We start from the raw sequence: 22,500 nt of genomic DNA, 5'->3' as shown, positions 1-22,500 counted from the left end.
TGAGGCTGCCGGCGTGCCGGATCAGGCCGGGTCCAGGCCTTCGGCCTGCTGCCCGGCCCGTTCAGCCTGTTCATCGGCGCGCGCCTGGTCGAGCGCTTCCTTGGCCTTGCGGGTCTTGCCGGCGCGCGAAGGCATGTGGCACAGGCCGCACAGGTAGTCGCTGTTGAGGTCGAGAGCGTTGACGATGAACTTGCCCTGGCACTTGCTGCATGGGGCCAGTTGCAGCATGCCGCCATTGAAGAAGCGCACCAGCGTCCAGGCGCGCGTGAGCGAGAGCAACGGCTCTTCGTTCGGCGCCGGCGGCATTTGTTCGAGATAGAGTTTGTAGGCCTTCATGACGGCCTGGATGCCGGTGGCGCCGGCATGCTCCACCAGGAACTGGTGGATATTGATGAACAACGACGAATGGATATTCGGTTGCCAGGTCAGGAACCAGTCGGTCGAGAACGGCAGCATGCCCTTGGGTGGAGAGACACCCTTGAGCTCCTTGTACAGCTTGAGCAGGCGTTCGCGCGACAGCGAGACTTCGGTCTCGAGCAGTTGCAGGCGTGCGCCAAGGTTGATCAGTTCAATGGCGAGCTGGATTTCCTGCGCCTCGGTGACAACGCTCTTTTTACTCATGGCGATACTGCTCCCGGCTCTGTCGGCCTTACAGCAAGGCCGCTGGCAGCGATTATACGATCTCTTCGACTGGCTGGCCGGCCATCAGGATGGCGGCGTGCGACTGGGCCAGGCTGCGTTCCTTCGTGTGGCTCGTCAGCATCGACAGGATCGCGCTGTCGTCGAAGCGGAAGCGGGCCAGCATCATGTTGCCACCGGCAAGCTTCAGGATCTGCGCATTGCTCATGCCTTCGATCAGGTCGGCGATGTCAGCCGAGACGCCCAGGCGGAAAATGGCGGTGACCTTGTCTGCACGAATCATTTGCTGAGCCAGCATCAGGTAGCTCAGGTTAGCGTCGCGAATTTCAGCCATCATGTCATTCATCGTCATTTTCTCTCTCCGGTCGTTGTCTCGGCTGCCGTTGTGTTGCCGATGAGATAGATTCTGACTGTGGGGAAACTATTCTCAAATTGGAGAAAGTCTGTATTTTCAGTCAGTGAACGACGAGACGGAGCCATAGGAGTTTGTCTGACAAACCCATCTGGCCCCCTATGAAACCCTGGTGAAAACCGGGGCTGTATGGCGCAGGAATGCGCCTTGATGATACGCAGCAACAAATCGCGTTTGTCGCAATTTTGCCACTCGGCAATAGCCGCTTATCTCTTTAACGGCAACTGGCGGAACAACTTTAGGGTCAGTTTGAAGAAATTTTCAAAATTTTTTCGAACACACAATTTGCTTCGAACCCGCCTGCTCTTCCATTTACGGCAGCCTTGCCGCCGACTTTAGGGTGATCCGCAACTTTTTTAAAAAAAGTTTTTGGCGCTTTGCTGCCTATCTGGGACTGTTATCGGACGGCCCTGGCAGAACTTTAGGGTTCGCTGCAAAATAATTTGAACTTTTTTGCGAGGACTCCACCCTGGCCAAAAATCGCGAAAACGATGTTTTGCTTTACTATTAACACAATGCGCACTACCCCTACTCCCCTCAACCAGCCGTTCTCGGTGTACCTCGACCTGGTCCGCTTCCTGGCTGCGCTGGCCGTGGTGCTGATGCATATGCGCATGTTCAGGCTGGTCGATATTCCCGGTTCCCAGCACTGGACGCTGCTGGGCCGCGAAGCCGTCATGGCCTTCTTTGTCCTGTCCGGCTTCGTCATTGCCTACACCACGCAGATGCGCCGCCCCGACGCACTCGACTTTACCGTCGCGCGCGCCGCCCGGATCTATTCGGTTGCCTTGCCCGTGCTGCTGCTGGGCTTCCTGTGCGCCTGGCTGAGCCAGGGGCCGCATGTGCCCGGCATGGATGCGAGCTACCAGGTGGCCAAGCCCTGGTTCTATATTCCGTTTCACCTGCTGTTCATGGGCGACCTGTGGCGCCTGTCGGAGTACCCGCCCTGGCTCGGCCCCTGGTGGTCGCTCAATTACGAGGTCTGGTTCTACGTTTTGTTCGGCGTAGCCTGTTATGTGCGCCGGCCATGGCGCCTGCCGGCAATCGGCTTGCTGCTGGCCGTCATGGGCTACAAGCTGTGGCTGCTGCTGCCGGTCTGGCTGGCCGGCGTCGCGCTGTACCACTGGCAAGCGCGCTACAGCCTGGGCCGCACTGCAGCCCGCGCCGGCTGGGTGCTGAGCATGGTGTTGCTGGTCGCGTACGAGGTGTACGGTGTCGAGGAACTGCTGCGCGCCGCCGGCCGTGCCAGCTGGCTCGGCCAGTATGTCGCACTCGGCAATGCGGACCGCTTCCTGGCCGACTACGCTTTCGGCCTGATCGTCGTCCTCAACTTTGCCTGCGCCCGCTTCGCCGCTTTTACCGGCCTGCTGCGCCTGGCCCGGCCCATCCGGCTGTTCGCCGCCTACACGCTGACGCTCTACCTGTCGCACGCGCTGGTGCTGATCGGCTGGCCCGAGCTGTATCCGCATGATCCGGCCAGCATCGCCGATGTGCTGGCCCTGTCGGCTGCCGTCGCCGTCGCTACCGCACTGCTCGGGATGCTGACCGAGCAGCGCAAGGACGCGTTCAGGCTCCTGTTCGAGCGCGTGCTGCGTCCGCTGCGACGCCCTGCGCTGGCGCCGGCCCCGCTCAACCCCATCAAGGAGAAACAAGATGACGTGTGACGTATTGATCCTGCCTGGCCTGTTCAATTCCGGGCCCCACCACTGGCAATCGCTGTGGCACGAGCGTCAACCGCAATGGCGCCGCGCGGCCCACCGCGACTGGACCAACCCCGACCGTGACGAGTGGGTGGCCGAGATGGAAGAAGCCATTTCCGGCTGCAGCGGCGCGCCGGTACTGGTCGCGCACAGCCTGGCCTGCATGCTGGTGGCGCACTGGGCGCTGTCCGGATCACCCCTGAAAGTGGCAGGCGCCTTTCTGGTGGCGCCCAGCGACGTCGAGCGGCCATCGTTCCCGATCCCTGCCGGCAACTGGGCGCCCGTTCCCCGCACCCCGCTGCCGTTTCCCAGCATGATCGTGGCGAGCACGAATGACCCCTACGCCAGCATCGAGCGCACCCAGTCGTTTGCCGACGCCTGGGGCAGCACACTGGTCGAGATCGGCGACGCCGGCCACGTCACCACCGACTCGGGGTATGGCGACTGGCCCGAAGGCTTGCGTTTGCTGGACGCGTTTTGCGCTGATATCACGGCGCAAAAAGAGACGACGTGACGACCTGCCACGGCAGTTGCCACTGCGGCGCGGTGCGCTACGAGGCCGACATCGACCTGGCAGCCGGCACCGTCAAGTGCAACTGCTCGATCTGCACCAAGCTGCGGTTCTGGGCCTTTGTCATCGCGCCCGAGGCGTTTCGCCTGTTGCAGGGCCACGAGATGCTGCGCGACTACCGCTTTGGTGCGCGCCGTGACGGCCACGCGTTCTGCAGCGTGTGTGGCGTCCATGTCCTCACGACCGTCGCTGCGGGGCCGTTCGTTGCGGTGACTGTCGCAAGCCTGGATGATCTGCCGGTCGATGCGCTGATGGCAGCCCCGGTGCGCTACATCGACGGACGTAACGACAACTGGGATACGGCGCCCGCCGAGGTGCGTCACCTGTAGGTCGATCAGCAGCGCGCAATCAGCGCCCGTAAAAAAGGCGCAGTCAGAGTTATCTGTTGATGACGCTGATAGCAATACTAAGCAATTGTTCTGGCGAAATGATCCGCTCGCCATCCAGCGCCCAGCGCCAGCCCAGATAATTGGGCAGGTAGCGCGACGCCACCCCACGAAAGCCCTGAAGCCATGCCTTGAAGCGCTGGTGGTAGGCATTCACGTTTTGCACATGGATGGCAAGGTTGCCCAGCCGCCTCGCACGCACCCCCGCGCGCACATTGACCGCCTCGTGCGCGATCCTGTGCTTGCGTGCAAAGGCGCGGTACGCCGGATGGCCGTCACCGACCAGCAGGGCCTGCGGATCGAGCCTGGGTAGCAAGTCACCTTCGAGTTGCGCAGCCGTGAGCGCACCGCGACCAGTGACGGCATCGACCGTGCGCCCCTCGCGATCGCGCGCGACCAGGATACAGTCCAATTCGCTGGAGATGCCTCGTTTGGCAGCATGGCCGCCGCGGTAACGTGGTGGTCGATCGAGCGTGCGTGAACCTTTTTGTGATTCGAGCAGAAATGTTTCGTCAGCTTCGACGATGCCATTGAGAGCTGCCGGCCGGTCGAACTTGACCCAATGCAGGAACCGGTGACGCCAGCGAAAGGCCGTGTTGCGGTGTACCCCGACCCGATCCGCGGCCTTGCGTACGGGGAGTGAATCGAGCAGCAACTGCGAATACGCGAGCCATTTGGCCTTCAGTCTGAGCCGCGCCAGTGGCGTGCCGGTCAGGTCGTTAAAGGTGCGGCCGCAGGCACAGCAGCGGTAGCGCTGCAAATCGTTCGCGAAACCGTGCCGGTAGGAACGCTCGTTGCCGCATCTGGGGCAGCGGCGGCTTGGCGCTCTGACCTCGGTGATAAGCGCGACTACCTGATCGAGCCCGACGGCCGGATGCAGGGCATCGAGCACTTGCCGGCGCTGTGGCTGGTTCAGTGAAGGCAGTTTTGCGAACCAGCCCTTGAAACGTGGCGCTTTCATGATTGACTCCTGACGCTCGGGACAGGGGTTGGACCATTGGAGTGCTCGTCAGTTCAAAGCTAGTCTCTATTTAACGTTGACTGCGCCTAAAAAAGCCGCCGCTCCCGATAATGGGAACGGCGGCTTTTACGCTAATAACTCAAGCGTTTACTTGGCGCCAGACAGCAGCATCTCGTTCAGGCGCTTCACGAACGACGCCGGGTCGCTCAGGCTGCCGCCTTCGGCCAGCATCGCCTGATCGAACAGGATGTGCGACCAGTCGGCAAAGCGCGGGCTCGTCGTGTCTTCGTACTTCAGGCGCTGCACCAGCGGGTGATCCGGGTTGATCTCGAGGATCGGCTTGGATTCCGGTGCGTCCTGGCCCGCCGCTTTGAGCATGCGCAGCAGGTTGCCCGACAGCTCGTTGTCGTCAGCCACCAGGCAGGCCGGCGAATCGGTCAGGCGGAACGTCACGCGCACTTCCTTGGCCTTCTCGCCCAGCGCGCCATTCATGCTCTCGACCAGTTCCTTGTAACCGGCTTCGGTCTCGGCATGTTCCTTCTTCTCGGCTTCGTCTTCCAGCGCGCCCAAGTCCAGGCCGCCCTTGGCGACCGATACCAGTTCATTGCCTTCGAACTCGGTGAAGAACGACAGCATCCACTCGTCGACGCGGTCGGTCATCAGGATGACTTCGACGCCCTTCTTGCGGAAGATTTCCAGGTGCGGGCTGTTCTTGCCGGCGTTGTAGTTGTCGGCCGTGACGTAATAGATCTTGTCCTGGCCTTCTTTCATGCGGCCGATATAGTCGGCGAACGAAACGGTCTGGGCATCCGAATCATTGGCGGTCGACGCAAAGCGCAGCAGCTTGGCGATGCGGTCCTTGTTGGTCGCATCTTCGCCCACGCCTTCCTTGAGCACCTGGCCGAATTCCTTCCAGAAGGTCGCGTACTTGTCCTTGCCGGCCTGCTCGTCCGAGTTCGCCATTTCTTCCAGCATGCCCAGCACGCGCTTGGTCGAGCCTTCGCGGATCACGCGCACGTCACGCGACTCCTGCAGGATTTCGCGCGAGACGTTCAGTGGCAAATCGCTCGAGTCGATCACACCCTTGATGAAGCGCAGGTAGGTCGGCATCAGCTGCTCGGCGTCGTCCATGATGAAGACGCGCTTGACGTACAGCTTGATACCGCCGCGCTTGTTGCGGTCCCACAGGTCAAACGGTGCGTGCGCCGGCACGTACAGCAGCTGCGTGTATTCGCTGCGGCCCTCGACCCGGTTGTGGGTGTAGGTCAGCGGTTCCTGGAAGTCGTGCGAAACGTGCTTGTAGAACTCGTTGTACTGCTCTTCAGTAATGTCGTTCTTCGAGCGTGCCCACAGCGCGCTGGCCTGGTTCACGGTCTCGACCTCATCCTTCAGGACGGTTTCTTTCTTCTCTTCGTCCCACTCTTCTTTCTGCATCACGATTGGCAGCGAGATGTGGTCCGAGTACTTGCGGATGATCGACTTGAGCTTCCATGCCGACAGCAGTTCTTCTTCGCCGTCGCGCAGGTGCAGGATCACGTCGGTGCCGCGACCAGCCTTCTCGATCTGCTCGATGCTGTAGTCGCCTTCACCGGCCGACTCCCAGCGCACGCCTTCGGATGCATCGGCGCCCGCGCGGCGGGTCTCGACGGTGATTTTCGATGCGACGATGAAGCCGGAATAGAAGCCCACGCCGAACTGGCCGATCAGGGCCGCATCCTGCTGCTGGTCGCCGGAGAGCTTGCTGAAGAATTCCTTGGTACCCGACTTGGCGATGGTACCCAGGTGCGAGATTACTTCGTCACGGTTCATGCCGATACCGTTGTCCGAGATCGTGATCGTCTTGGCGGCGGCGTCGAACGCCACCTTGATTTTCAGTTCGTGGTCGTTGCCGTACAGGGCGTCGTTGTTGATCGCCTCGAAACGCAGCTTGTCGGAGGCATCCGACGCGTTCGAGATCAGTTCGCGCAGGAAGATTTCCTTGTTGGAGTACAAGGAGTGAATCATCAGTTGCAGCAGCTGTTTTACTTCAGCCTGAAATCCAAGGGTTTCTTTTTCGGCGTGTGCCATCTTGTTCCTCGTTAAAGACAAATAGGGGTTGGTCAGACCCGGACGCATATGTGGCCCTGCCGGGGGATTTCAAGAGATATTTTTGATAAGCAATATCGCGCGGCGCCCATGCGCACGACGGTGGACGCTACCAATCTGGTCATTGGGCAGCGCCGCCAGCTCGACGTACAATACCGGATTCATTCACGCACCCTGGAAATTCCATGACCGTCTACGACAAACTCAAAGAACTGAACATCACGCTGGAAGCGCCAGCCACCCCGGCCGCAGCGTACGTTATGTACGTCCAGACCGGCAACCTCGTGTTCATCTCGGGCCACATCGCCAAGAACGCCGACGGTTCGCCGAATGCCGGCATCCTGGGCCGCGACAAGACCACCGCCGACGGCCAGGCCGCTGCGCGCTCGGTCGCCATCGACCTGATCGGCACGCTGCAGGAAGCCGTCGGCGGTGACCTGACCCGCGTCAAGCGCATCGTCAAGCTCATGAGCCTGGTCGCATCGACCCCGGACTACAACGAACAGCACCTGGTCACGAACGGCGCGTCGGAACTGATCGGCGAAGTATTCGGCGACGCCGGCAAGCACGCGCGTTCGGCCTTCGGCGTCGCGTCGCTGCCACGCGGCACGTGCGTCGAGATCGAAATGATCGTCGAAGTGGCATAAAAACAGCGTTTGCGTGGCAATAACCGGCGCACATTCGCCGGTGTTTCCATTACTGTGATTCACGGGTGGCGCTTACCCGGCGCCGTCCGCCGACAAGAGATCGCCTACCCGGCGTGTTCTATAATGGCCCGGCACGACCGTGCCCCTTCCTGCGAGACAAGTATGAAAATCGACAACCCTAATCCTATCCAGTGGCAGTTCTCGGAACGCGCCGCGCAGCTGCAAAGCTCGTTCATCCGCGAAATCCTGAAGATCACCCAGCGTCCGGACATCATTTCGTTCGCCGGCGGCCTGCCGTCGCCCGCGACCTTCCCGGTCGAGCGCATGAAAGCGGCCTACGACAAGGTGCTGAGCGAAGCCGGCAAAGTGGCGCTGCAATACGGCCCGACCGACGGTTACGCGCCACTGCGCGAATGGATTGCCAATTCGTTGTCGACCGAAGGCTCGATCATCCTGCCGGAACAGATCCTGATGACGTCCGGCTCGCAGCAGGCGCTTGACCTGCTCGGCAAGGTGCTGGTCGACGAAGGCAGCCGCGTGCTGGTCGAAACCCCGAGCTACCTGGGCGCGCTGCAGGCGTTCTCGGTCTATCGCCCCGAATTCAAATCGGTCGACACCGACGAGCACGGCCTGGTGCCGTCGTCGATCGACGCCGTCGCCAAGGGCGCGCGCATGCTGTACTCGCTGCCGAACTTCCAGAACCCGACCGGCCGCAGCCTGTCGCTCGAGCGCCGTCGCGAACTGGTGGAAACCTGCGCGCGCCTGGCCATCCCGCTGATCGAGGATGATCCGTACGGTTCGCTGTCGTACCGCGGCGAGCCGATGCCGAAGATGGTCGCGATGAACCCGGACGGCGTCATCTACATGGGCTCGTTCTCGAAGGTGCTCACGCCCGGCATCCGCCTGGGTTACGTGTGCGCCCCGCTGCCGCTGGTGCGCCGCCTCGAGCTGGCCAAGCAGGCCGCCGACCTGCACACCGCGCAGCTCACGCAGATGGTCGTGCACGAAGTCGTCAAGGACGGTTTCCTCGACCAGCACATCCCGACCATCCGCCAGCTGTACAGCGACCAGTGCCAGTGCATGCTGGACGCGATGAAGGAACACTTCCCGGCCAGCGTCAGCTGGACCGAACCGGAAGGCGGCATGTTCATCTGGGTCACGCTGCCACAGCAGATCGACGCGATGAAACTGCTCGAGCAGTCGCTAGCCGCCAAAGTGGCCTTCGTGCCGGGCGCGCCATTCTACGCCAACGATCCGGCATCGAACACGCTGCGCCTGTCGTTCGTGACGGTGCCGCCGGAACGCATCCGCGAAGGCATCGCCATCCTCGGCAAGCTCATCGCCGGCATGCTGTAAGCACCCTCTGGCCCGCGTGCAAGGCGCGGGCCAGCAATCGTTTGGTTGCATTATTGCAACAGCATCATCAGGTGGTGGATTTCTGGCAATATCAGTTGTCTGATCGCTTCCGATTGCGGGTATGATTTCGTCACACTGATGAGGTCTTACTGCAACTGATGATGCATCCTGCTCTAGCGCTTGCAGTTCCCGCGCGCCAATCCGCCATTCTGATCGTTGACGACGCGCCCGACAGCGTGGGCCTGTTGCAGGACATGATGCGCCAGCAGGGTTACCAGACTTTCGTCGCCAGCACCGGCAAACGTGCACTGGACATCGCGCTGCGCGTGCAGCCCGACCTGATCCTGCTCGACGTCCGCATGCCCGATCTCGACGGGCTGGAAATCTGCCGCCGCCTCAAGCGCGCGCCCGATACCGCCCACATTCCCGTCATTTTCATCAGTGACTGCGGCGAAACCGAAGACGTCGTCGCCGGCTTCGACACGGGCGCGGCGGACTACATCGCCAAGCCGGTACGCATGGCCGAAGTCTGCGTGCGCGTGCGCGCCCAGCTGCGCCTGCGCAGCAACAGCGACAGCCAGAAGCAGCAGGCCGAGCGCCTCCAGCTGATCGTCGATGGCATGGACGAAGGCCTGATGCTCGTCGACGCCGATGGCTGCATCGCCTTTGCGAACCCGGCCAGCGAGGGCTTCCTGGCGCAGCCTCGCCGCCTGCTGGCCGGCCGGCCGCTGTGCGACCTGGTCGAGCCGCCGGCGGACCGGGACTACGCCGCCTTCTTCGCCAACCCGTGGGATGAACAGGCCGCAGCGCGCTGCCGCGGCACGCGCGAAGTGCGGCTGCGCCAGCCCGATGGCACGCTGCGCGCGATCGACCTGGGCCTGTCGCCGATGGCCGGCGACGAAGGCCTGTTTGTCATCCTGCTGCACGACATCACGCACCACAAGCAATCCGAAACGGCGCTGCAGCACGCCGCGCTGGTCGACCCGCTCACGCGCATCGCCAACCGCCGCCACTTCGACGCGTTCCTCGAGAAAGAATGGCAGCGCGCGATCAGGAGCAGCCAGCCGCTGTCGCTGATCGTGATCGACGTCGACCACTTCAAGGGCTACAACGACAGCCTGGGCCACGCCGCCGGCGACACCTGCCTGCAGGCCATCGCCGCAGCCCTGCAATCGCATGCGCTGCGCCCGACCGACCTGGCGGCGCGCTATGGCGGTGAAGAGTTCGTCGTGCTGCTGGCCGATACCAGCTGCCCCAGCGCGGCCCGCCTGGGCGAAACGATCCGCGCCCACATCGAGCAGCTGGCCATGCCGAATCCGCGCGCCGATGGCACCGGCGTGGTCACGGCCAGCGTGGGCGTGGCCAGCATCGTGCCGACGCTGTTCGACGATATCCGCTCGCTGTTCATCTCGGCCGACCGGGCGATGTACGAAGCCAAGGCACGCGGGCGCAATCAGGTCGTCATGATGCCGACGGGCGCGCCGCCCGAGCCCGAGCCCGAGCCCAAGCCCGTACGCGACGGGCACAGCGGGCGCTGAACCGGCCCGTCAGCTGGCAGGCGGCACCGCGTGCTGCAGGCGCCAGGCCACGAGATAGCGCCGCTCCTGCGCCTCCCAATGTGCATCATCCCATCCCAGCTCTTTCTGGCAGATCGTGCGCACCCGGCCCATCAGGGCTGCGCCACCGTCGGACAGCTGGATGCCCAGACGCGTGCGGCGCAGCAGCAGGTCGTCGAGCCGGTACACCTGTTCGGCGCGCGCCGCCCAGCGCAGCTCGGCCCACAGCGTGTGCGTGCCCGGGATGCATTCGAGCTCGCCTGCCTGCGCGGCGGACAGGAGCGCCTTGACGTGCACGCCGTAGCGGCCCGTCAGCCGGCGCAGCACGTTCGGCGGCAGGTCGCGCCGCGTTGGCGTGCTGGCCCGCGCAAACACGGCGCCGCGCCCGGCGCGTAGCGGCGCGCCCGGCAACTGGCGCGCCGCCTCGCGCAGCACGTCGCGCGCGGCCAGGCGGAAGGTGGTCAGCGTGCCGCCCGCGACTGACACCAGGCCGGGTTCGGACCACACCAGATGCTCGCGCTTGTCGCTGATCGACAGGCCGTCGCTGCCGCTGTCGAAGACCAGGCGCGCACCGGCAAAGGTGGCCAGCACGTCGGCATCGACCAGTGCCAGCGGTGCGAACTGGGCCTGTACGGCCGCCATCAGGTAATCGAATTCGCGCCGCGTGATGCTCGGCTGGGCATTGACGTCATCGGTCTGGTCGACGTCGGCCGTGCCGACCAGCGTCACGCCCTCCCACGGGAAGGCGAACACGGGTCGGCCATCGGCCGGGTGCAGCAGGCTGACGGCGTCGGTCAATGGCAGGCGGTCGGCCGGCAGCAGCAGGTGGCTGCCGCGCAGCCAGCGCAGGCGCGGTGTTGCGTCGTTGATGCCGGCGCCGGCACGCGCTGGCGGTGCGCCGGTGGCGTCGACCACCAGGCGCGCGCGCACGGCCGTCTCGGCGCCGGTGCGTTCGTCGCGCAGCAAGGCGCCGTGCACCTTGCCGCCATCGCGCACGAGCGACTGCACGGTGACGTAATTGCAGGCCACGGCGCCGTGCGCGCGCGCTTCGGCCAGCACGCGCAGCACGAGGCGTGCATCGTCGGTCTTGGCGTCCGTGTAGCGGATACTGCCGGCGCTGCGCGGATCGGGTGCATCCGGGGCCGGTGTGCGCAGCGCGTCCTGGCGCTGCCACTGCGGTGTGCGCCGACCCGTCAGCAGGTCGACCACGCGCAGCATCGACAGCAAACCGAGGCGGCGCGTGAGGTCGGCGCCATGGTTGGCGAACGCGAACGGCTGCGCATCGACCAGGCCGGGCGCCGCGCGCAGCAGCGCTTCGCGCTCGGCCACCGCGTCGCGCGTGCGGCGCAGGCTGCCGGCGGCCACGTTGCGCAGGCCGCCATGCATCAGCTTGGACGAGCGGCTCGAGGTGCCGCAGCCATAGTCGGCCTGCTCGACCAGCAGCGTCCTGAGGCCACGGCGCGCCGCTTCGAGCAGGATGCCGGCGCCGGTGATGCCGCCACCGATGACGAGCAGGTCCCAGTCGCGTGGTGGCGGGAAGGTCGTCATGGCGCCACCCGCCTGTGCCAGCGCCCGCGGGCGCCCCGCTGATACCGTCGCATGCCGATTGCCTCGTCACCCCAGCCATTACAACGCCGCATCAAACCGCCTTCTTCGTTATACTTGGACACAAGTTGCCCTTTTTGCCAGATTAGTCAGGGCCTTGCCACCTGTATTGCGCATTCATGACACTGCCTTGCTCGATCACGCCACGCCTGCCGGACACCGCCCGCGTGACCGGCCCGTATCTCCAGACCTTGCTCGACACGGCCCGCGAACGGGGCGTGACGCCGGATGCGCTCGCGCACGCTGCAGGTCTGGCGCCAGGTACACTCGACCCGCTTCCCGCGACCCTCCCGACAGCACGCTACCTCGCCCTGCTCGATGCCGGCGCGCGCCTGGCAGACGATCCGTTTTTCGGTCTGCACGTCGGCGAACAGGTGCGGCCCGCCACCTACAGCGCGTATGGCCTGATGCTGCTGGCCAGCAGCAGCTTCGGCCACGCGCTGGCGCTGGCCCAGCGCTATGAATCGCTGGCGCACGACCTGGGGCGCAGCCGGCTCGCCATCGAAGGGCCGCACGCACTGCATGAATGGATCAGTCGCTATCCGGACGCCACGCGCCACCTGGCCGAGAGCGTGTACGCCGGCATTCGCGTGTTCGGCAGCTGGATGGCCGGACGGCCGTTGACGCCGCTGGCGCTGCATTTCCGGCACGCCGATCCCGGCCATGGCCACGACGAATACCTGCGCGTGCTGGGCGTCGCGCCGACTTTCGACGCGCCGTGCCATGGCGCCGCATTCGACGTGGCGCTGCTGGCGATGCCGGTGCCGAACGCCGACACCAGCCTGTTCCCCGTGCTGCAGCAGCATGCCGAGCGGCTGCTGGCGCAGCGCGCCATGGCCGCCGACGACATCGTGGCGCGGGTGACGACGGCGCTCACAGCGCGCCTGCCCGATGGCCAGGCCCGCCTGGGGCCGGTGGCGGCCGAACTGGGATTGTCGGCGCGCACGCTGCAGCGCAAGCTGGCCGACGCCGGATCGAGCTTCCAGCAGGTGCTCGATGCGGTGCGCTTTGCGCTGGCGCAGGATTATCTGCGGCGACGCGAGCTGGGTCTGGCCGATATCGCTTTCCTGCTGGGGTTCCAGGACCAGAGCGCGTTCACGCATGCGTTTCGCGAGTGGAGCGGGATCAATCCGGGAGCGTGGCGCGAACAGGCGGCCTGAGCGGTCAAGCGTCGTGCCCGGCGTGCCGGTCGCGCCGGTCGCGCCCCAGCATGTGCAGCGCGTCGTCGACCACCGGCACGATCCCCAGCACGCACAGGAACGCCGCCAGCGGAATCGTCGACAGATAGCCCAGATGCTTGAAGCCCAGCGCGCCGGTCACGCCGCCGATGCAGAATGCGCCCAGCAGCGCCGCCATCAGGCCCAGCCGCCCCAGGTTGGCCGTGACCTTTGGCTGGCGCAGGCCGCCATCCATATTCCAGTAGGCCAGCTTGCCCAGCTCGATGCCGATGTCGGTCACGATGCCGGTCATGTGGGTGGTGCGGATTTCGGCGTGCGAGACCTTGGTGATGACGGCGTTCTGCAAGCCCATCATGAAGCACAGCAGCATCACGGTCAGCGGAATGAACAGCGCATCGATATCGTTCAGGCGTGCGCCCAGGATGCCGAATATCAGCAGCAGGATCGCCTCGAGTACCAGCGGCAGCGCATAGCCGCTGTAAAGGCCCCGGCGCCGCACGAGATTGACGAGGATCGCGGTGCTGGCCGCGCCCAGCATGAAGCTGAGCAAGGCGCCAACAGCCGCGAGCACCAGGTCGGTCTGCCCAAGCACCAGGTGGTCGGCCGCGCCCGATATGATGCCGGTCATGTGCGACGTGTACTCGCGCACCGCCAGGTAGCCGCCGGCATTGATGGCGCCGGCAACAAAGGCCAGCGCCACGCCCAGATGGCGGTTGGCCCCGGGTGTACGGTCGTGTTTAGTCAGGCTGCGCACGTAGTTGATCGGCACGGCGGATCGGCTTTCGGCGTGAATGGGATGGGTAGGTATTGACGTCAGATGTTACCGCAAATCACTTTAAGCGTCGGCCCCGTGGCAGCGATTCATGGCGCTATAATGAAAAATTAGCCAAAAGCGCACACTGGTATCGCCGTGAACCCCCATCTCGACAGACTCCACCCCTACCCGTTCGAAAAACTGCGCCAGCTGTTTGCCGGCGTGACCCCGAACCCGGACTACGCACCCATCAGTCTTGGCATCGGCGAGCCGAAGCATCCGACGCCCGCGTTCATCGAGAAAGCGCTGATGCATGCGGTCGCGGGCATGGCCAGTTATCCGAGCACGATCGGCAGCGAGCCGCTGCGCACCGCAATCGCCGGCTGGCTCGAGCGGCGCTACGGCTTGCCGGCGCTCGACGCGGCCACGATGGTGCTGCCAGTGAACGGCTCGCGCGAGGCGCTGTTTGCCATCGCGCAGTGCACGATCGACGCGTCGAAGCCCGACGCGCTGGTGGTCTGCCCGAACCCGTTCTACCAGATCTACGAAGGCGCGGCCTACCTGGCCGGCGCCACGCCGTGGTTCGTCAATTCGGAGCCGGCCCGCAATTTCGCGCCCGACTACGCCAGCGTGCCGGATGATGTGTGGCCGCACGTGCAACTGATGTATGTCTGCTCGCCCGGCAACCCGACCGGCGCCACGCTCACGCTGGACGACTGGCGCGAACTGTTCGCACTGTCGGACCGCTGGGGCTTCCTGATCGCGGCAGACGAATGCTATTCCGAGATCTACACGGGCAGCACGCCGCCACTGGGCGCGCTCGAAGCGGCGCATCAGCTGGGCCGCAGCAGCGGCGAGCAGCCCTACCGCAACCTGATCGTGTTCTCGAGCCTGTCGAAGCGCTCGAACGTGCCGGGCATGCGTTCGGGCTTCGTGGCGGGCGATCCGGTGGCCATGAAGCGCTTCCTGCTGTACCGCACCTATTGCGGCGGCGCGATGTCGCCACCGGTGCAGGCGGCGTCGATCGCGGCCTGGAACGACGAGCAGCACGTGCAGGACAACCGCACGCTGTACAAAGAGAAATTCAATCTCATCACGCCGCTGCTGAAACCAGTGATGGACGTCGAACTGCCCGACGCCGGCTTCTATCTGTGGGCCGACGTGCGCCGCACCGGTCTGTCGGATGTCGACTTCGCACGGCGCCTGTACGCCGACTATAATGTCACGGTCCTTCCGGGCAGCTACCTGGCGCGCGATGCGCACGGGCAGAACCCGGGCCAGGACCGCATCCGCATGGCCCTCGTGGCCGGCGTCGACGAAGGACTGGAAGCGGCCAACCGCATCGTCCAGTTCTGCCAGGGCCTCGCCTGACGCCTGCGCACCCTTGAACTCATTCCAACCAAGACCAGCACCATGACCCAACAACTCCAGAACATCATCGACACCGCCTGGGAACAGCGCGCCGACATCAGCCCGAACAGCGCCAGCGCCGAACTGCGTGACGCTGTCGCCCACGTGCTCGCGGGCCTCGACGACGGCAGCCTGCGCGTCGCGCAGAAGGACACCGGCACCTGGGTCGTGAACCAGTGGCTCAAGAAAGCCGTGCTGCTGTCGTTCCGCCTCGAGAACAACGTGCCGGTCGTGTCGGGTGACATCCAGTTCTACGACAAGGTCCCGACCAAGTTCGCCGACTACACGCCAGAAGACTTCGCCCGCGGCGGTTTCCGTGTGGTGCCGCCGGCGGTTGCACGCCGCGGCAGCTTCATCGGCAAGAACGTGGTCCTGATGCCGTCGTACGTCAACATCGGCGCCTACGTCGATGAAGGCACGATGGTCGATACCTGGGCCACGGTCGGTTCGTGCGCGCAGATCGGCAAGAACGTCCACCTGTCAGGTGGCGTGGGCATCGGCGGCGTGCTCGAACCAATGCAGGCCAACCCGACCATCATCGAAGACAACTGCTTCATCGGCGCGCGCTCCGAGATCGTCGAAGGCGTGATCGTCGAAGAAAACTCGGTGATCTCGATGGGCGTGTACATCGGCCAGTCGACCAAGATCTATGACCGCGCCACCGGAGAAGTGTCGTATGGCCGCGTGCCATCGGGTTCGGTCGTCGTGTCGGGCAGCCTGCCGTCTGCTGACGGCAAGTACAGCCTGTACTGCGCAGTCATCGTCAAGCGCGTCGATGCACAGACGCGCTCGAAGACGGCGATCAACGACCTGCTGCGCGGCGACTGATTGCTGCCGCCGGCTGGCGGCGTGGACACTGTGTCTGGTCCACGCCACCGGCCGGCTTTGATTTATCCCGACTTCGGAGACGATGCGATGGCCATGGACCGCCTGTTCCAGCTGATGAAAGAGAAGAACGCGTCCGACATGTTCTTCGCCGTGAACTCGCCGGTGCATATCAAGATCAACGGCGCGCTCATCCCCATCAACCAGCATCGCCTCGAACCCGAGAACATCCTGTCGCTGCTGTCCGAGATCGCGACGCCGGAACAGATCGACGAACTCCAGCGCGACAATGAATTGAACATGGGTGTATCGGTTGCGAACGTGGGCCGGTTCCGCCTGTCGGCGTTCCGCCAGCGCGGCTCGATCTCGGCCGTGTTCCGCTTCATCCCTGCAACTATCCCGCCGCTGGCCGAACTGGGCCTGCCGCCCGTGCTGGCGGAACTGATCATGGAAAAGCGCGGCCTGATGCTGGTCGTGGGCGCCACGGGTTCGGGCAAGTCGACCACCATCGCGTCGATGCTCGACCATCGCAACGACCTGCGCACCGGGCATATCCTGACGCTGGAAGACCCGATCGAGTACCTGTTCAAGAACAAGAAATCGATCGTCAACCAGCGCGAGATCGGCAGCGACACGCACGACTTCGGCATCGCGCTGAAGAACTCGATGCGCCAGGCGCCCGACTGCATCCTGATCGGCGAAATCCGCGACCGCGAAACGATGCAGGCAGCGCTGGCCTACGCGCAGTCCGGCCACCTGGTGCTGGCCACGCTGCACGCCAACAACAGCTACAACGCACTGAACCGCATCATCAGCTTCTACCCGCTGGAAAACCGCAACGCACTGCTGCAGGACCTGGCGTCAAGCGTGAAAGCCATCGTGTCGCAGCGCCTGGTCAAGGCCGCTGCCGGCGGCGCGCGCCGCGCGGCGGTCGAAGTCATGCTCAACACCCGCTACATCGCCGACCTGATCGAACAGGGCGAAATCAGCCAGATCAAGGAAGCGATGGACAAGAGCCTGTCGGCCGGCTCGCAATCGTTCGAAGGCGCCCTGTTCCACCTGATCAGGGAAGGCCACGTGACGCAGGAAGAAGGTCTGGCCAACGCCGACTCGGCCACCAACCTGCTCTGGCTGCTCAACAACGGGCCCGACAGCCAGGTCCAGCAACAGCTGGACGACAAGGCCAGCGAGCCCAAGGGCGGCGCCTCGTTCACCGAGTTTACGCTCAATTCCTGATGTTCCAGGGCGGCGCTGCCGCCCTTTTTCCCCGCATACCCCATGACGATCACCCTCTACGGCATCCCCAATTGCGACACCGTCAAGAAAGCCCGCACCTGGCTGCAGGATCACGGTATCGACTTCACCTTCCACGACTTCAAGAAGCAAGGGCTCACGCCTGAACTGGTGAAGGCCTGGCTGCAGGACCTCGACTGGACCACCCTGGTCAACCGCAAGGGCACCACCTGGCGCAACTTGCCGGACGAACGCAAGGCGGCCATCGTCGACGCCGACAGCGCACTGGCGCTGATGCTCGAGAACCCGTCGGTCATCAAGCGCCCGGTCGTGCAAGGCGCCGGCTTGGTGACGGTCGGTTTTTCGCCGGCCGCATTTGAAGAAAAATTCGGGGCGGCGCCATGAGACCGTCACGCACCCTGCTGCTCACCGAAGAACTGATTGCGCTCGACTCGATCACGCCCCAGGACAAGGGTTGCCAGCAGCGCCTGATCGAGCTGCTGGCGCCGCTCGGCTTCGTGTGCGAAACGATCGTCTCGAATGGCGTGACCAATCTGTGGGCCCGCAAGGGCGAGAACGCGCCGCTGTTCGTGTTTGCCGGTCATACCGACGTGGTCCCGGCCGGTCCGTTGCACCAGTGGACATCCGAACCGTTCATGCCGACGCAGCGCGACGGCAAGCTGTATGGTCGCGGCGCGTCCGACATGAAGACGTCGATCGCGGCGATGGTCGTCGCCTGCGAAGAGTTCATTGCTGCCTATCCGGACCACCGCGGCTCCATTGCTTTTTTGATCACCAGCGACGAGGAAGGCCCGGCGGTGGACGGTACCGCCATCGTCTGCGACCTGCTCGAAGAACGGGGCGTCGCGCCCGACTATTGCCTGGTCGGCGAGCCGACCTCGAACCACGTGCTGGGCGACACGATCAAGAATGGCCGGCGCGGTTCGCTGTCGGGCCACCTGACCGTCAACGGCGTCCAGGGCCACATCGCCTACCCGCAACTGGCGCGCAACCCGATCCACCAGATGGCGCCGGCACTGGCCGAGCTGACGCTCGAAGTCTGGGACGAAGGCAACGAGTACTACGCGCCCACCAGCTGGCAGGTGTCGAACATCGCCGCCGGCACCGGCGCCAACAACGTGATCCCGGGCAGCGTGAGCCTGGACTTCAACTTCCGCTTCTCGACCGCCAGCACGGCCGAGGGCCTGCAGGCGCGCGTGCATGCGATCCTCGACCGCCACGGGCTGGATTACGATCTGGACTGGACCTTGTCGGGCCTGCCGTTCCTGACCGAAAAAGGCACGCTGTCGGACGCCGTCTGCGCCGCGATCGGCGACGAACTGGGCGTGCACGCCGAATTATCGACCACCGGCGGGACCTCGGATGGCCGCTTCATCGCCCGCATCTGCCCTCAGGTGATAGAATTCGGCCCACCGAACGCCAGCATTCATAAAATCGACGAGCACATCGAACTGCGCTACATCGATCCCCTGAAGAATATCTATCGCCGCACGCTCCAGCGCATGCTGGCCGCTTGAAGCATTACAACCCATCATCCAGGCCATGACCACCACCTCATTCTCCACGCCGCGCGACCTGCTGCGCTATGCGATCACCCGCTTCAACGGTGCCAAGCTGTTCTTCGGCCACGGCAGCGTCGAAGCGTTCGACGAAGCCGCCTACCTGATCCTGCACACCCTGAAGTTGCCGCTCGACCGCCTGGAACCGTTCCTCGACGCCAGGCTGCTGGCGGACGAAGTGCTGCAGGTGCTGGCCGTGATCGAGCGCCGCGTGACCGAGCGCGTGCCGGCTGCCTACATCACCAAAGAGGCATGGCTGGGCGAATACCGCTTCTATGTCGACGAACGCGTGCTGGTGCCGCGCTCGTTCATTGCCGAGCTGATTCCGCAGCAGTTCAGCCCTTGGCTGGTGGATCCGGATGGCGTGGAGAACGTGCTCGAGCTGTGCACCGGCAGCGGCTGCCTGGCGATCATGATGGCCGATACGTTTGCCAACGCGGTGGTCGATGCGATCGACATCTCGAAGGACGCGCTGGCCGTGGCCGAAACGAATATCCGCGAATACAAACTCGAGGGGCGCGTGAACCCGATCGAGTCCGACCTGTACGAAAACGTGCCGTTCAAGAAGTATGACCTGATCATCACCAACCCGCCGTACGTGAACGCCGAATCGATGCGCACGCTGCCGCAGGAATACATGGTCGAGCCGCAGATCGCACTGGCCGGTGGCGAAGACGGCATGGACCTGGTGCGCAAGATCATCGCCGGCGCCGCCGAGCGCCTGACGCCGGAAGGCATCCTGGTGGTCGAGATCGGCAACGAGCGCGAGTACGCCGAAGCCGCGTTCGGCCACCTGGGCCTGACCTGGCTGACCACCAGCATCGGCGACGATGCCGTGTTCCTGCTGACGGCCGAGCAGCTGCAAAACCTGCAATAACCCCTCTGCCTCCATTGATCACCGTGTGGGCGGCTATGCCGCCCACACGGTGATCGATAGCAGCAAGCTCATCCGGCACGACACCGGAACCCATCACAATCACCGCGTGGCCGGCACAGCCGGCCACACAACAAGATAGCGACACCATGATCCGTATCCAGAACGTCAGCCTGATGCGCGGCACCAAGCCGCTGCTCGTCGATGCCGACCTGACCCTCAACCCGGGCGACAAGATCGGCCTGATCGGCGCCAACGGCGCCGGCAAATCGAGCCTGTTCGGCATGCTGCGCAACGAGCTGCACCCGGACCAGGGCCAGATCGACTTTCCGGCCAAATGGCGCATGGCGTACGTGGCGCAAGAGACGCCAGCGCTGGACCGCGCGGCACTCGATTACGCCATTGACGGCGACGTCGGCCTGCGCAAGCTCCAGGCCGAACTGGAAGAACTGGAATCGCACCCGGACGTCGACGCCCACGGCATGCGCCTGGGCGAACTGCACGGCATGCTGGCCGACGCCGACGGCTACACGGTACAGTCGCGCGGCGAACAGCTGCTGCTGGGCCTGGGCTTTTCACTGGCGCAGATGAACCAGCCGGTGGCGAGCTTCTCGGGTGGCTGGCGCATGCGCCTGAACCTGGCGCAGGCGCTGATGTGCCCGTCCGATCTGCTGCTGCTCGATGAACCGACCAACCACCTGGATCTGGATGCGATCATCTGGCTCGAAGACTGGCTCAAGCGCTACACCGGCACCCTGATCATCATTTCCCACGATCGCGACTTCCTCGACGAAGTGGTCAACGTGATCGTGCACATCGACGAGCGCAAGCTGAAACGCTACACGGCCAACTATTCGGGCTTCGAGCGCCAGCGCGCCGCCCAGATGATCCTGGCCGCCGGCGCACTCGAGAAGCAGCAGCGCCAGCGCGCGCACCTCGAGTCGTTCGTCAACCGTTTCAAGGCGCAGGCCTCCAAGGCGCGCCAGGCCCAGAGCCGCATGAAGGCCCTGGCCAAGATGGAAGAACTGGCACCGCTGCGCGCTGCAGCCGAATTCTCGTTCGACTTCCGCGAGCCGCTGTCGGCCCCGAACCCGCTGCTGGTGCTCGACAAGGTCGATGCCGGCTACTTCCTGCTCGACGAGCATGGCGACAAGGTCGGCAAGAAGACCATCGTCAACCACATCGACTTTTCGCTGACCATTGGCCAGCGCATTGGCCTCCTGGGTGTGAACGGCGCCGGTAAATCGACGCTGATCAAGACCATCGCCGGCGAGCTGATGCCGCTGACCGGCGAAGCGACCATCGGCAAGGGCCTGTCGATCGGCTACTTCGCCCAGCACCAGGTCGAGATGCTGCGCCATGACGAATCGCCCCTGTGGCACCTGGCCAAGATCGCGCCGACGGTGCGCGAGCAGGAACTGCGCAACTTCCTGGGCAGCTTCAACTTCCCGGGCGATATGGTGACCAGCTCGATCAAGCCGTTCTCGGGCGGCGAAAAGGCGCGCCTGGCGCTGGCCCTGATCGTCTGGCAGCGCCCTAACCTGCTGCTGCTCGATGAACCGACCAACCACCTGGACCTGGAAACGCGCGAAGCGCTGACGATGGCGCTGGCGCAGTTCGAAGGCACGCTGATCGTCGTGTCCCACGATCGCCACCTGCTGCGCGCGACGACCGATGAATTCATCATCGTCGCCGACGGCCGCCTGCAACCGTTCGACGGCGACCTGGACGACTACAAGGACTGGCTGTTCAAGACCAAGCTGGGCAAAGGCACCGACATCCTCCCGCTGGCCAAGGCCGCCGCGCCCGTCGCACCGGTACCAAGCGCCACGCCGGCCGAGCGCAAGGAGCAGAAGCGCCTGGGCGCCGAAGAACGTCAGCGCAACGCCGCGCAGCGCAAGCCGATCGAAAGCAAGGTCAAGCGCCTGGACGAGCAGATGGCCAAGCTGCAGGCAAAGAAGGCCACGATCGATGCCGCCCTGCTCGACCCGACGATCTACGATGCGCAGAACAAGGATCGCCTCAAGACGCTGGTGGCCGACCAGGCGTTCGTGGCGCGGGATCTGGAAACGCTCGAGTTGGAGTGGCTGACGCTGCAGGAACAGCTGGAAGCGCTGGCGTAAGCCAGTGGGATTGGCAGTACGACGCCGTCAGGCGGCCCTGAGCGGCCGCCGCGGCGACAACGACACGAGACCATCGATGTCGATCAATACCACGCACCGCCCGTCGATGCGGGCAATGCCGATCAGGTAACTGGCGCCGGCTTCGCCCGGGACGGCCTGTACGGCTTCCGGGCGCACGTGCACGATGCCTGTCACCCCTTCCACCACCATTCCCACCAGCCCGCTCGACAGGCGCAGGATGATCACGTCGGTATCCGGGTGCACGATGCCGGCCCCCGCGCCGGCGCCCTGGGTGGCAGTAGTGCGCATGTCGATCACCGGCAGGATCACGCCATGCGACAGCGCGACGCCGCCGATGATGTCGCCATCCTCGGCGAAGCGTTCGAGGGACTTGAGCAATTTGAGTTCCTGCACCCGCGCGCAATCGAGTCCGTACTCCAGCCCATCGAGCATGAAGCTGAGGTAATCCGTTGGTGCGCCAGACCGTGGCGCGCGCGATGTGGTGTGCATGGCAGATCCTTGATCAGTCCGACCACCATCGTAAGCCTGCCGATCCCGGCGATCTTGACTGCAATCAATTCGCACCGCCCGCTTCCACGGGTGCG

General features: G+C 64.4%; 21 protein-coding genes. 14 read left to right on the top strand and 7 right to left on the bottom strand.

The features are described 5' to 3' along the window. Positions 1-21 precede the first annotated feature (21 nt). Both flhC and flhD read right to left on the bottom strand, forming a co-directional pair. Positions 22-621 (bottom strand): flagellar transcriptional regulator FlhC, encoded by a 600-nt coding sequence (gene flhC, locus AC56LN_RS06280; RefSeq protein ID WP_499570468.1) that lies wholly within the window; start codon positions 619-621, stop codon positions 22-24. Positions 622-673: 52 nt separating this feature from the next. Then, entirely contained in the window at positions 674-991 is a 318-nt protein-coding gene (flhD, locus tag AC56LN_RS06275; protein ID WP_332531140.1) for a flagellar transcriptional regulator FlhD, read from the bottom strand. Positions 992-1,566: 575 nt separating this feature from the next. Here flhD and AC56LN_RS06270 point away from each other — a divergent pair. Genes AC56LN_RS06270 through AC56LN_RS06260 form a run of 3 tightly spaced genes read left to right on the top strand, consistent with a single transcriptional unit; the run spans position 1,567 to position 3,651 of the window. Further along, positions 1,567-2,715, top strand: a complete 1,149-nt coding sequence (locus AC56LN_RS06270) for an acyltransferase family protein (protein WP_499570467.1) — start codon at positions 1,567-1,569, stop codon at positions 2,713-2,715. Beyond that, positions 2,705-3,265 (top strand): RBBP9/YdeN family alpha/beta hydrolase, encoded by a 561-nt coding sequence (locus AC56LN_RS06265; protein WP_499570466.1) that lies wholly within the window; start codon positions 2,705-2,707, stop codon positions 3,263-3,265. Before AC56LN_RS06270 ends, AC56LN_RS06265 begins: the two co-directional genes overlap by 11 nt. After that, a complete protein-coding gene (locus AC56LN_RS06260; RefSeq protein WP_499570465.1) occupies positions 3,262-3,651 on the top strand; it encodes a GFA family protein in 390 nt (129 codons plus the stop codon). The genes AC56LN_RS06265 and AC56LN_RS06260 overlap by 4 nt, the downstream gene beginning before the upstream one ends. Before the next feature lie 49 nt (positions 3,652-3,700). Here AC56LN_RS06260 and AC56LN_RS06255 read toward each other — a convergent pair whose 3' ends face one another. Beyond that, positions 3,701-4,669, bottom strand: coding sequence for an IS1595 family transposase (locus AC56LN_RS06255; protein ID WP_499570464.1), 969 nt, complete (start codon positions 4,667-4,669; stop codon positions 3,701-3,703). A gap of 147 nt (positions 4,670-4,816) precedes the next feature. Continuing rightward, positions 4,817-6,736 (bottom strand): molecular chaperone HtpG, encoded by a 1,920-nt coding sequence (htpG, locus tag AC56LN_RS06250; protein ID WP_499570463.1) that lies wholly within the window; start codon positions 6,734-6,736, stop codon positions 4,817-4,819. 203 nt (positions 6,737-6,939) lie between these two features. Between htpG and AC56LN_RS06245 the strand changes: the two genes are divergently transcribed. The 3 genes from AC56LN_RS06245 to AC56LN_RS06235 all read left to right on the top strand — a co-directional run bounded on the left by AC56LN_RS06245 (position 6,940) and on the right by AC56LN_RS06235 (position 10,295). Then, entirely contained in the window at positions 6,940-7,401 is a 462-nt protein-coding gene (locus AC56LN_RS06245) for a RidA family protein (RefSeq protein ID WP_482899360.1), read from the top strand. Between the two features lie 162 nt (positions 7,402-7,563). Next, entirely contained in the window at positions 7,564-8,757 is a 1,194-nt protein-coding gene (locus tag AC56LN_RS06240) for an aminotransferase-like domain-containing protein (RefSeq protein WP_482899361.1), read from the top strand. A 158-nt stretch (positions 8,758-8,915) separates the two neighbouring features. Continuing rightward, positions 8,916-10,295, top strand: a complete 1,380-nt coding sequence (locus AC56LN_RS06235) for a diguanylate cyclase (RefSeq protein WP_499570462.1) — start codon at positions 8,916-8,918, stop codon at positions 10,293-10,295. 9 nt (positions 10,296-10,304) lie between these two features. On the opposite strand, the gene AC56LN_RS06230 is transcribed toward AC56LN_RS06235, so the two are convergent. After that, positions 10,305-11,861: a glycerol-3-phosphate dehydrogenase/oxidase gene (locus AC56LN_RS06230; protein WP_499570461.1), complete on the bottom strand. Its 1,557-nt coding sequence runs from the start codon at positions 11,859-11,861 to the stop codon at positions 10,305-10,307. 176 nt (positions 11,862-12,037) lie between these two features. On the opposite strand from AC56LN_RS06230, the gene AC56LN_RS06225 reads away from it, so the two are divergent. Beyond that, positions 12,038-13,078, top strand: coding sequence for an AraC family transcriptional regulator (locus AC56LN_RS06225; protein ID WP_499570460.1), 1,041 nt, complete (start codon positions 12,038-12,040; stop codon positions 13,076-13,078). A gap of 4 nt (positions 13,079-13,082) precedes the next feature. Here AC56LN_RS06225 and AC56LN_RS06220 read toward each other — a convergent pair whose 3' ends face one another. Then, entirely contained in the window at positions 13,083-13,865 is a 783-nt protein-coding gene (locus AC56LN_RS06220; protein ID WP_499570459.1) for a YoaK family protein, read from the bottom strand. Positions 13,866-14,006: 141 nt separating this feature from the next. Here AC56LN_RS06220 and dapC point away from each other — a divergent pair, with 141 nt between their 5' ends. The 7 genes from dapC (at position 14,007) to AC56LN_RS06185 (ending at position 21,895) form a co-directional block, all read left to right on the top strand. After that, on the top strand, positions 14,007-15,221 hold the full coding sequence (gene dapC, locus AC56LN_RS06215) for a succinyldiaminopimelate transaminase (RefSeq protein WP_499570458.1): 1,215 nt from the start codon (positions 14,007-14,009) through the stop codon (positions 15,219-15,221). Positions 15,222-15,263: 42 nt separating this feature from the next. After that, the gene (gene dapD, locus AC56LN_RS06210) at positions 15,264-16,088 is read left to right on the top strand and encodes a 2,3,4,5-tetrahydropyridine-2,6-dicarboxylate N-succinyltransferase (RefSeq protein ID WP_258834795.1); all 825 of its coding nucleotides are present in this window, start codon (positions 15,264-15,266) and stop codon (positions 16,086-16,088) included. Positions 16,089-16,175: 87 nt separating this feature from the next. Continuing rightward, positions 16,176-17,321, top strand: coding sequence for a PilT/PilU family type 4a pilus ATPase (locus AC56LN_RS06205; RefSeq protein WP_499570457.1), 1,146 nt, complete (start codon positions 16,176-16,178; stop codon positions 17,319-17,321). A gap of 42 nt (positions 17,322-17,363) precedes the next feature. After that, positions 17,364-17,723 (top strand): ArsC family reductase, encoded by a 360-nt coding sequence (locus AC56LN_RS06200; RefSeq protein WP_499570456.1) that lies wholly within the window; start codon positions 17,364-17,366, stop codon positions 17,721-17,723. Then, positions 17,720-18,856, top strand: coding sequence for a succinyl-diaminopimelate desuccinylase (gene dapE, locus AC56LN_RS06195; RefSeq protein ID WP_499570455.1), 1,137 nt, complete (start codon positions 17,720-17,722; stop codon positions 18,854-18,856). The genes AC56LN_RS06200 and dapE overlap by 4 nt, the downstream gene beginning before the upstream one ends. Positions 18,857-18,881: 25 nt before the next feature. Beyond that, on the top strand, positions 18,882-19,775 hold the full coding sequence (gene prmB, locus AC56LN_RS06190) for a 50S ribosomal protein L3 N(5)-glutamine methyltransferase (RefSeq protein ID WP_499570454.1): 894 nt from the start codon (positions 18,882-18,884) through the stop codon (positions 19,773-19,775). 146 nt (positions 19,776-19,921) lie between these two features. After that, positions 19,922-21,895: an ATP-binding cassette domain-containing protein gene (locus tag AC56LN_RS06185; protein WP_499570453.1), complete on the top strand. Its 1,974-nt coding sequence runs from the start codon at positions 19,922-19,924 to the stop codon at positions 21,893-21,895. Positions 21,896-21,922: 27 nt separating this feature from the next. Here the strand turns inward: AC56LN_RS06185 and AC56LN_RS06180 are convergent, their stop codons facing one another. Then, the gene (locus tag AC56LN_RS06180; protein WP_499570452.1) at positions 21,923-22,405 is read right to left on the bottom strand and encodes a chemotaxis protein CheW; all 483 of its coding nucleotides are present in this window, start codon (positions 22,403-22,405) and stop codon (positions 21,923-21,925) included. Positions 22,406-22,500: the final 95 nt, after the last annotated feature.

The sequence above is a fragment of the Telluria sp. ZT3P26 genome, assembly GCF_059686035.1.
The sequence above is the reverse complement of the archived record's forward strand: the minus strand, read 5'-3'. Positions and strand labels throughout refer to the sequence as shown.

What these genes read in the sequence shown, in the direction of transcription:
- flhC (WP_499570468.1), bottom strand. Translation starts at nt 621, where the DNA reads ATGAGTAAAAAGAGCGTTGTCACCGAGGCGCAGGAAATCCAGCTCGCC.
- flhD (WP_332531140.1), bottom strand. Translation starts at nt 991, where the DNA reads ATGACGATGAATGACATGATGGCTGAAATTCGCGACGCTAACCTGAGC.
- AC56LN_RS06270 (WP_499570467.1), top strand. Translation starts at nt 1,567, where the DNA reads ATGCGCACTACCCCTACTCCCCTCAACCAGCCGTTCTCGGTGTACCTC.
- AC56LN_RS06265 (WP_499570466.1), top strand. Translation starts at nt 2,705, where the DNA reads ATGACGTGTGACGTATTGATCCTGCCTGGCCTGTTCAATTCCGGGCCC.
- AC56LN_RS06255 (WP_499570464.1), bottom strand. Translation starts at nt 4,669, where the DNA reads ATGAAAGCGCCACGTTTCAAGGGCTGGTTCGCAAAACTGCCTTCACTG.
- htpG (WP_499570463.1), bottom strand. Translation starts at nt 6,736, where the DNA reads ATGGCACACGCCGAAAAAGAAACCCTTGGATTTCAGGCTGAAGTAAAA.
- AC56LN_RS06245 (WP_482899360.1), top strand. Translation starts at nt 6,940, where the DNA reads ATGACCGTCTACGACAAACTCAAAGAACTGAACATCACGCTGGAAGCG.
- AC56LN_RS06240 (WP_482899361.1), top strand. Translation starts at nt 7,564, where the DNA reads ATGAAAATCGACAACCCTAATCCTATCCAGTGGCAGTTCTCGGAACGC.
- AC56LN_RS06235 (WP_499570462.1), top strand. Translation starts at nt 8,916, where the DNA reads ATGATGCATCCTGCTCTAGCGCTTGCAGTTCCCGCGCGCCAATCCGCC.
- AC56LN_RS06230 (WP_499570461.1), bottom strand. Translation starts at nt 11,861, where the DNA reads ATGACGACCTTCCCGCCACCACGCGACTGGGACCTGCTCGTCATCGGT.
- AC56LN_RS06225 (WP_499570460.1), top strand. Translation starts at nt 12,038, where the DNA reads ATGACACTGCCTTGCTCGATCACGCCACGCCTGCCGGACACCGCCCGC.
- dapD (WP_258834795.1), top strand. Translation starts at nt 15,264, where the DNA reads ATGACCCAACAACTCCAGAACATCATCGACACCGCCTGGGAACAGCGC.
- AC56LN_RS06205 (WP_499570457.1), top strand. Translation starts at nt 16,176, where the DNA reads ATGGCCATGGACCGCCTGTTCCAGCTGATGAAAGAGAAGAACGCGTCC.
- AC56LN_RS06200 (WP_499570456.1), top strand. Translation starts at nt 17,364, where the DNA reads ATGACGATCACCCTCTACGGCATCCCCAATTGCGACACCGTCAAGAAA.
- dapE (WP_499570455.1), top strand. Translation starts at nt 17,720, where the DNA reads ATGAGACCGTCACGCACCCTGCTGCTCACCGAAGAACTGATTGCGCTC.
- prmB (WP_499570454.1), top strand. Translation starts at nt 18,882, where the DNA reads ATGACCACCACCTCATTCTCCACGCCGCGCGACCTGCTGCGCTATGCG.
- AC56LN_RS06185 (WP_499570453.1), top strand. Translation starts at nt 19,922, where the DNA reads ATGATCCGTATCCAGAACGTCAGCCTGATGCGCGGCACCAAGCCGCTG.
- AC56LN_RS06180 (WP_499570452.1), bottom strand. Translation starts at nt 22,405, where the DNA reads ATGCACACCACATCGCGCGCGCCACGGTCTGGCGCACCAACGGATTAC.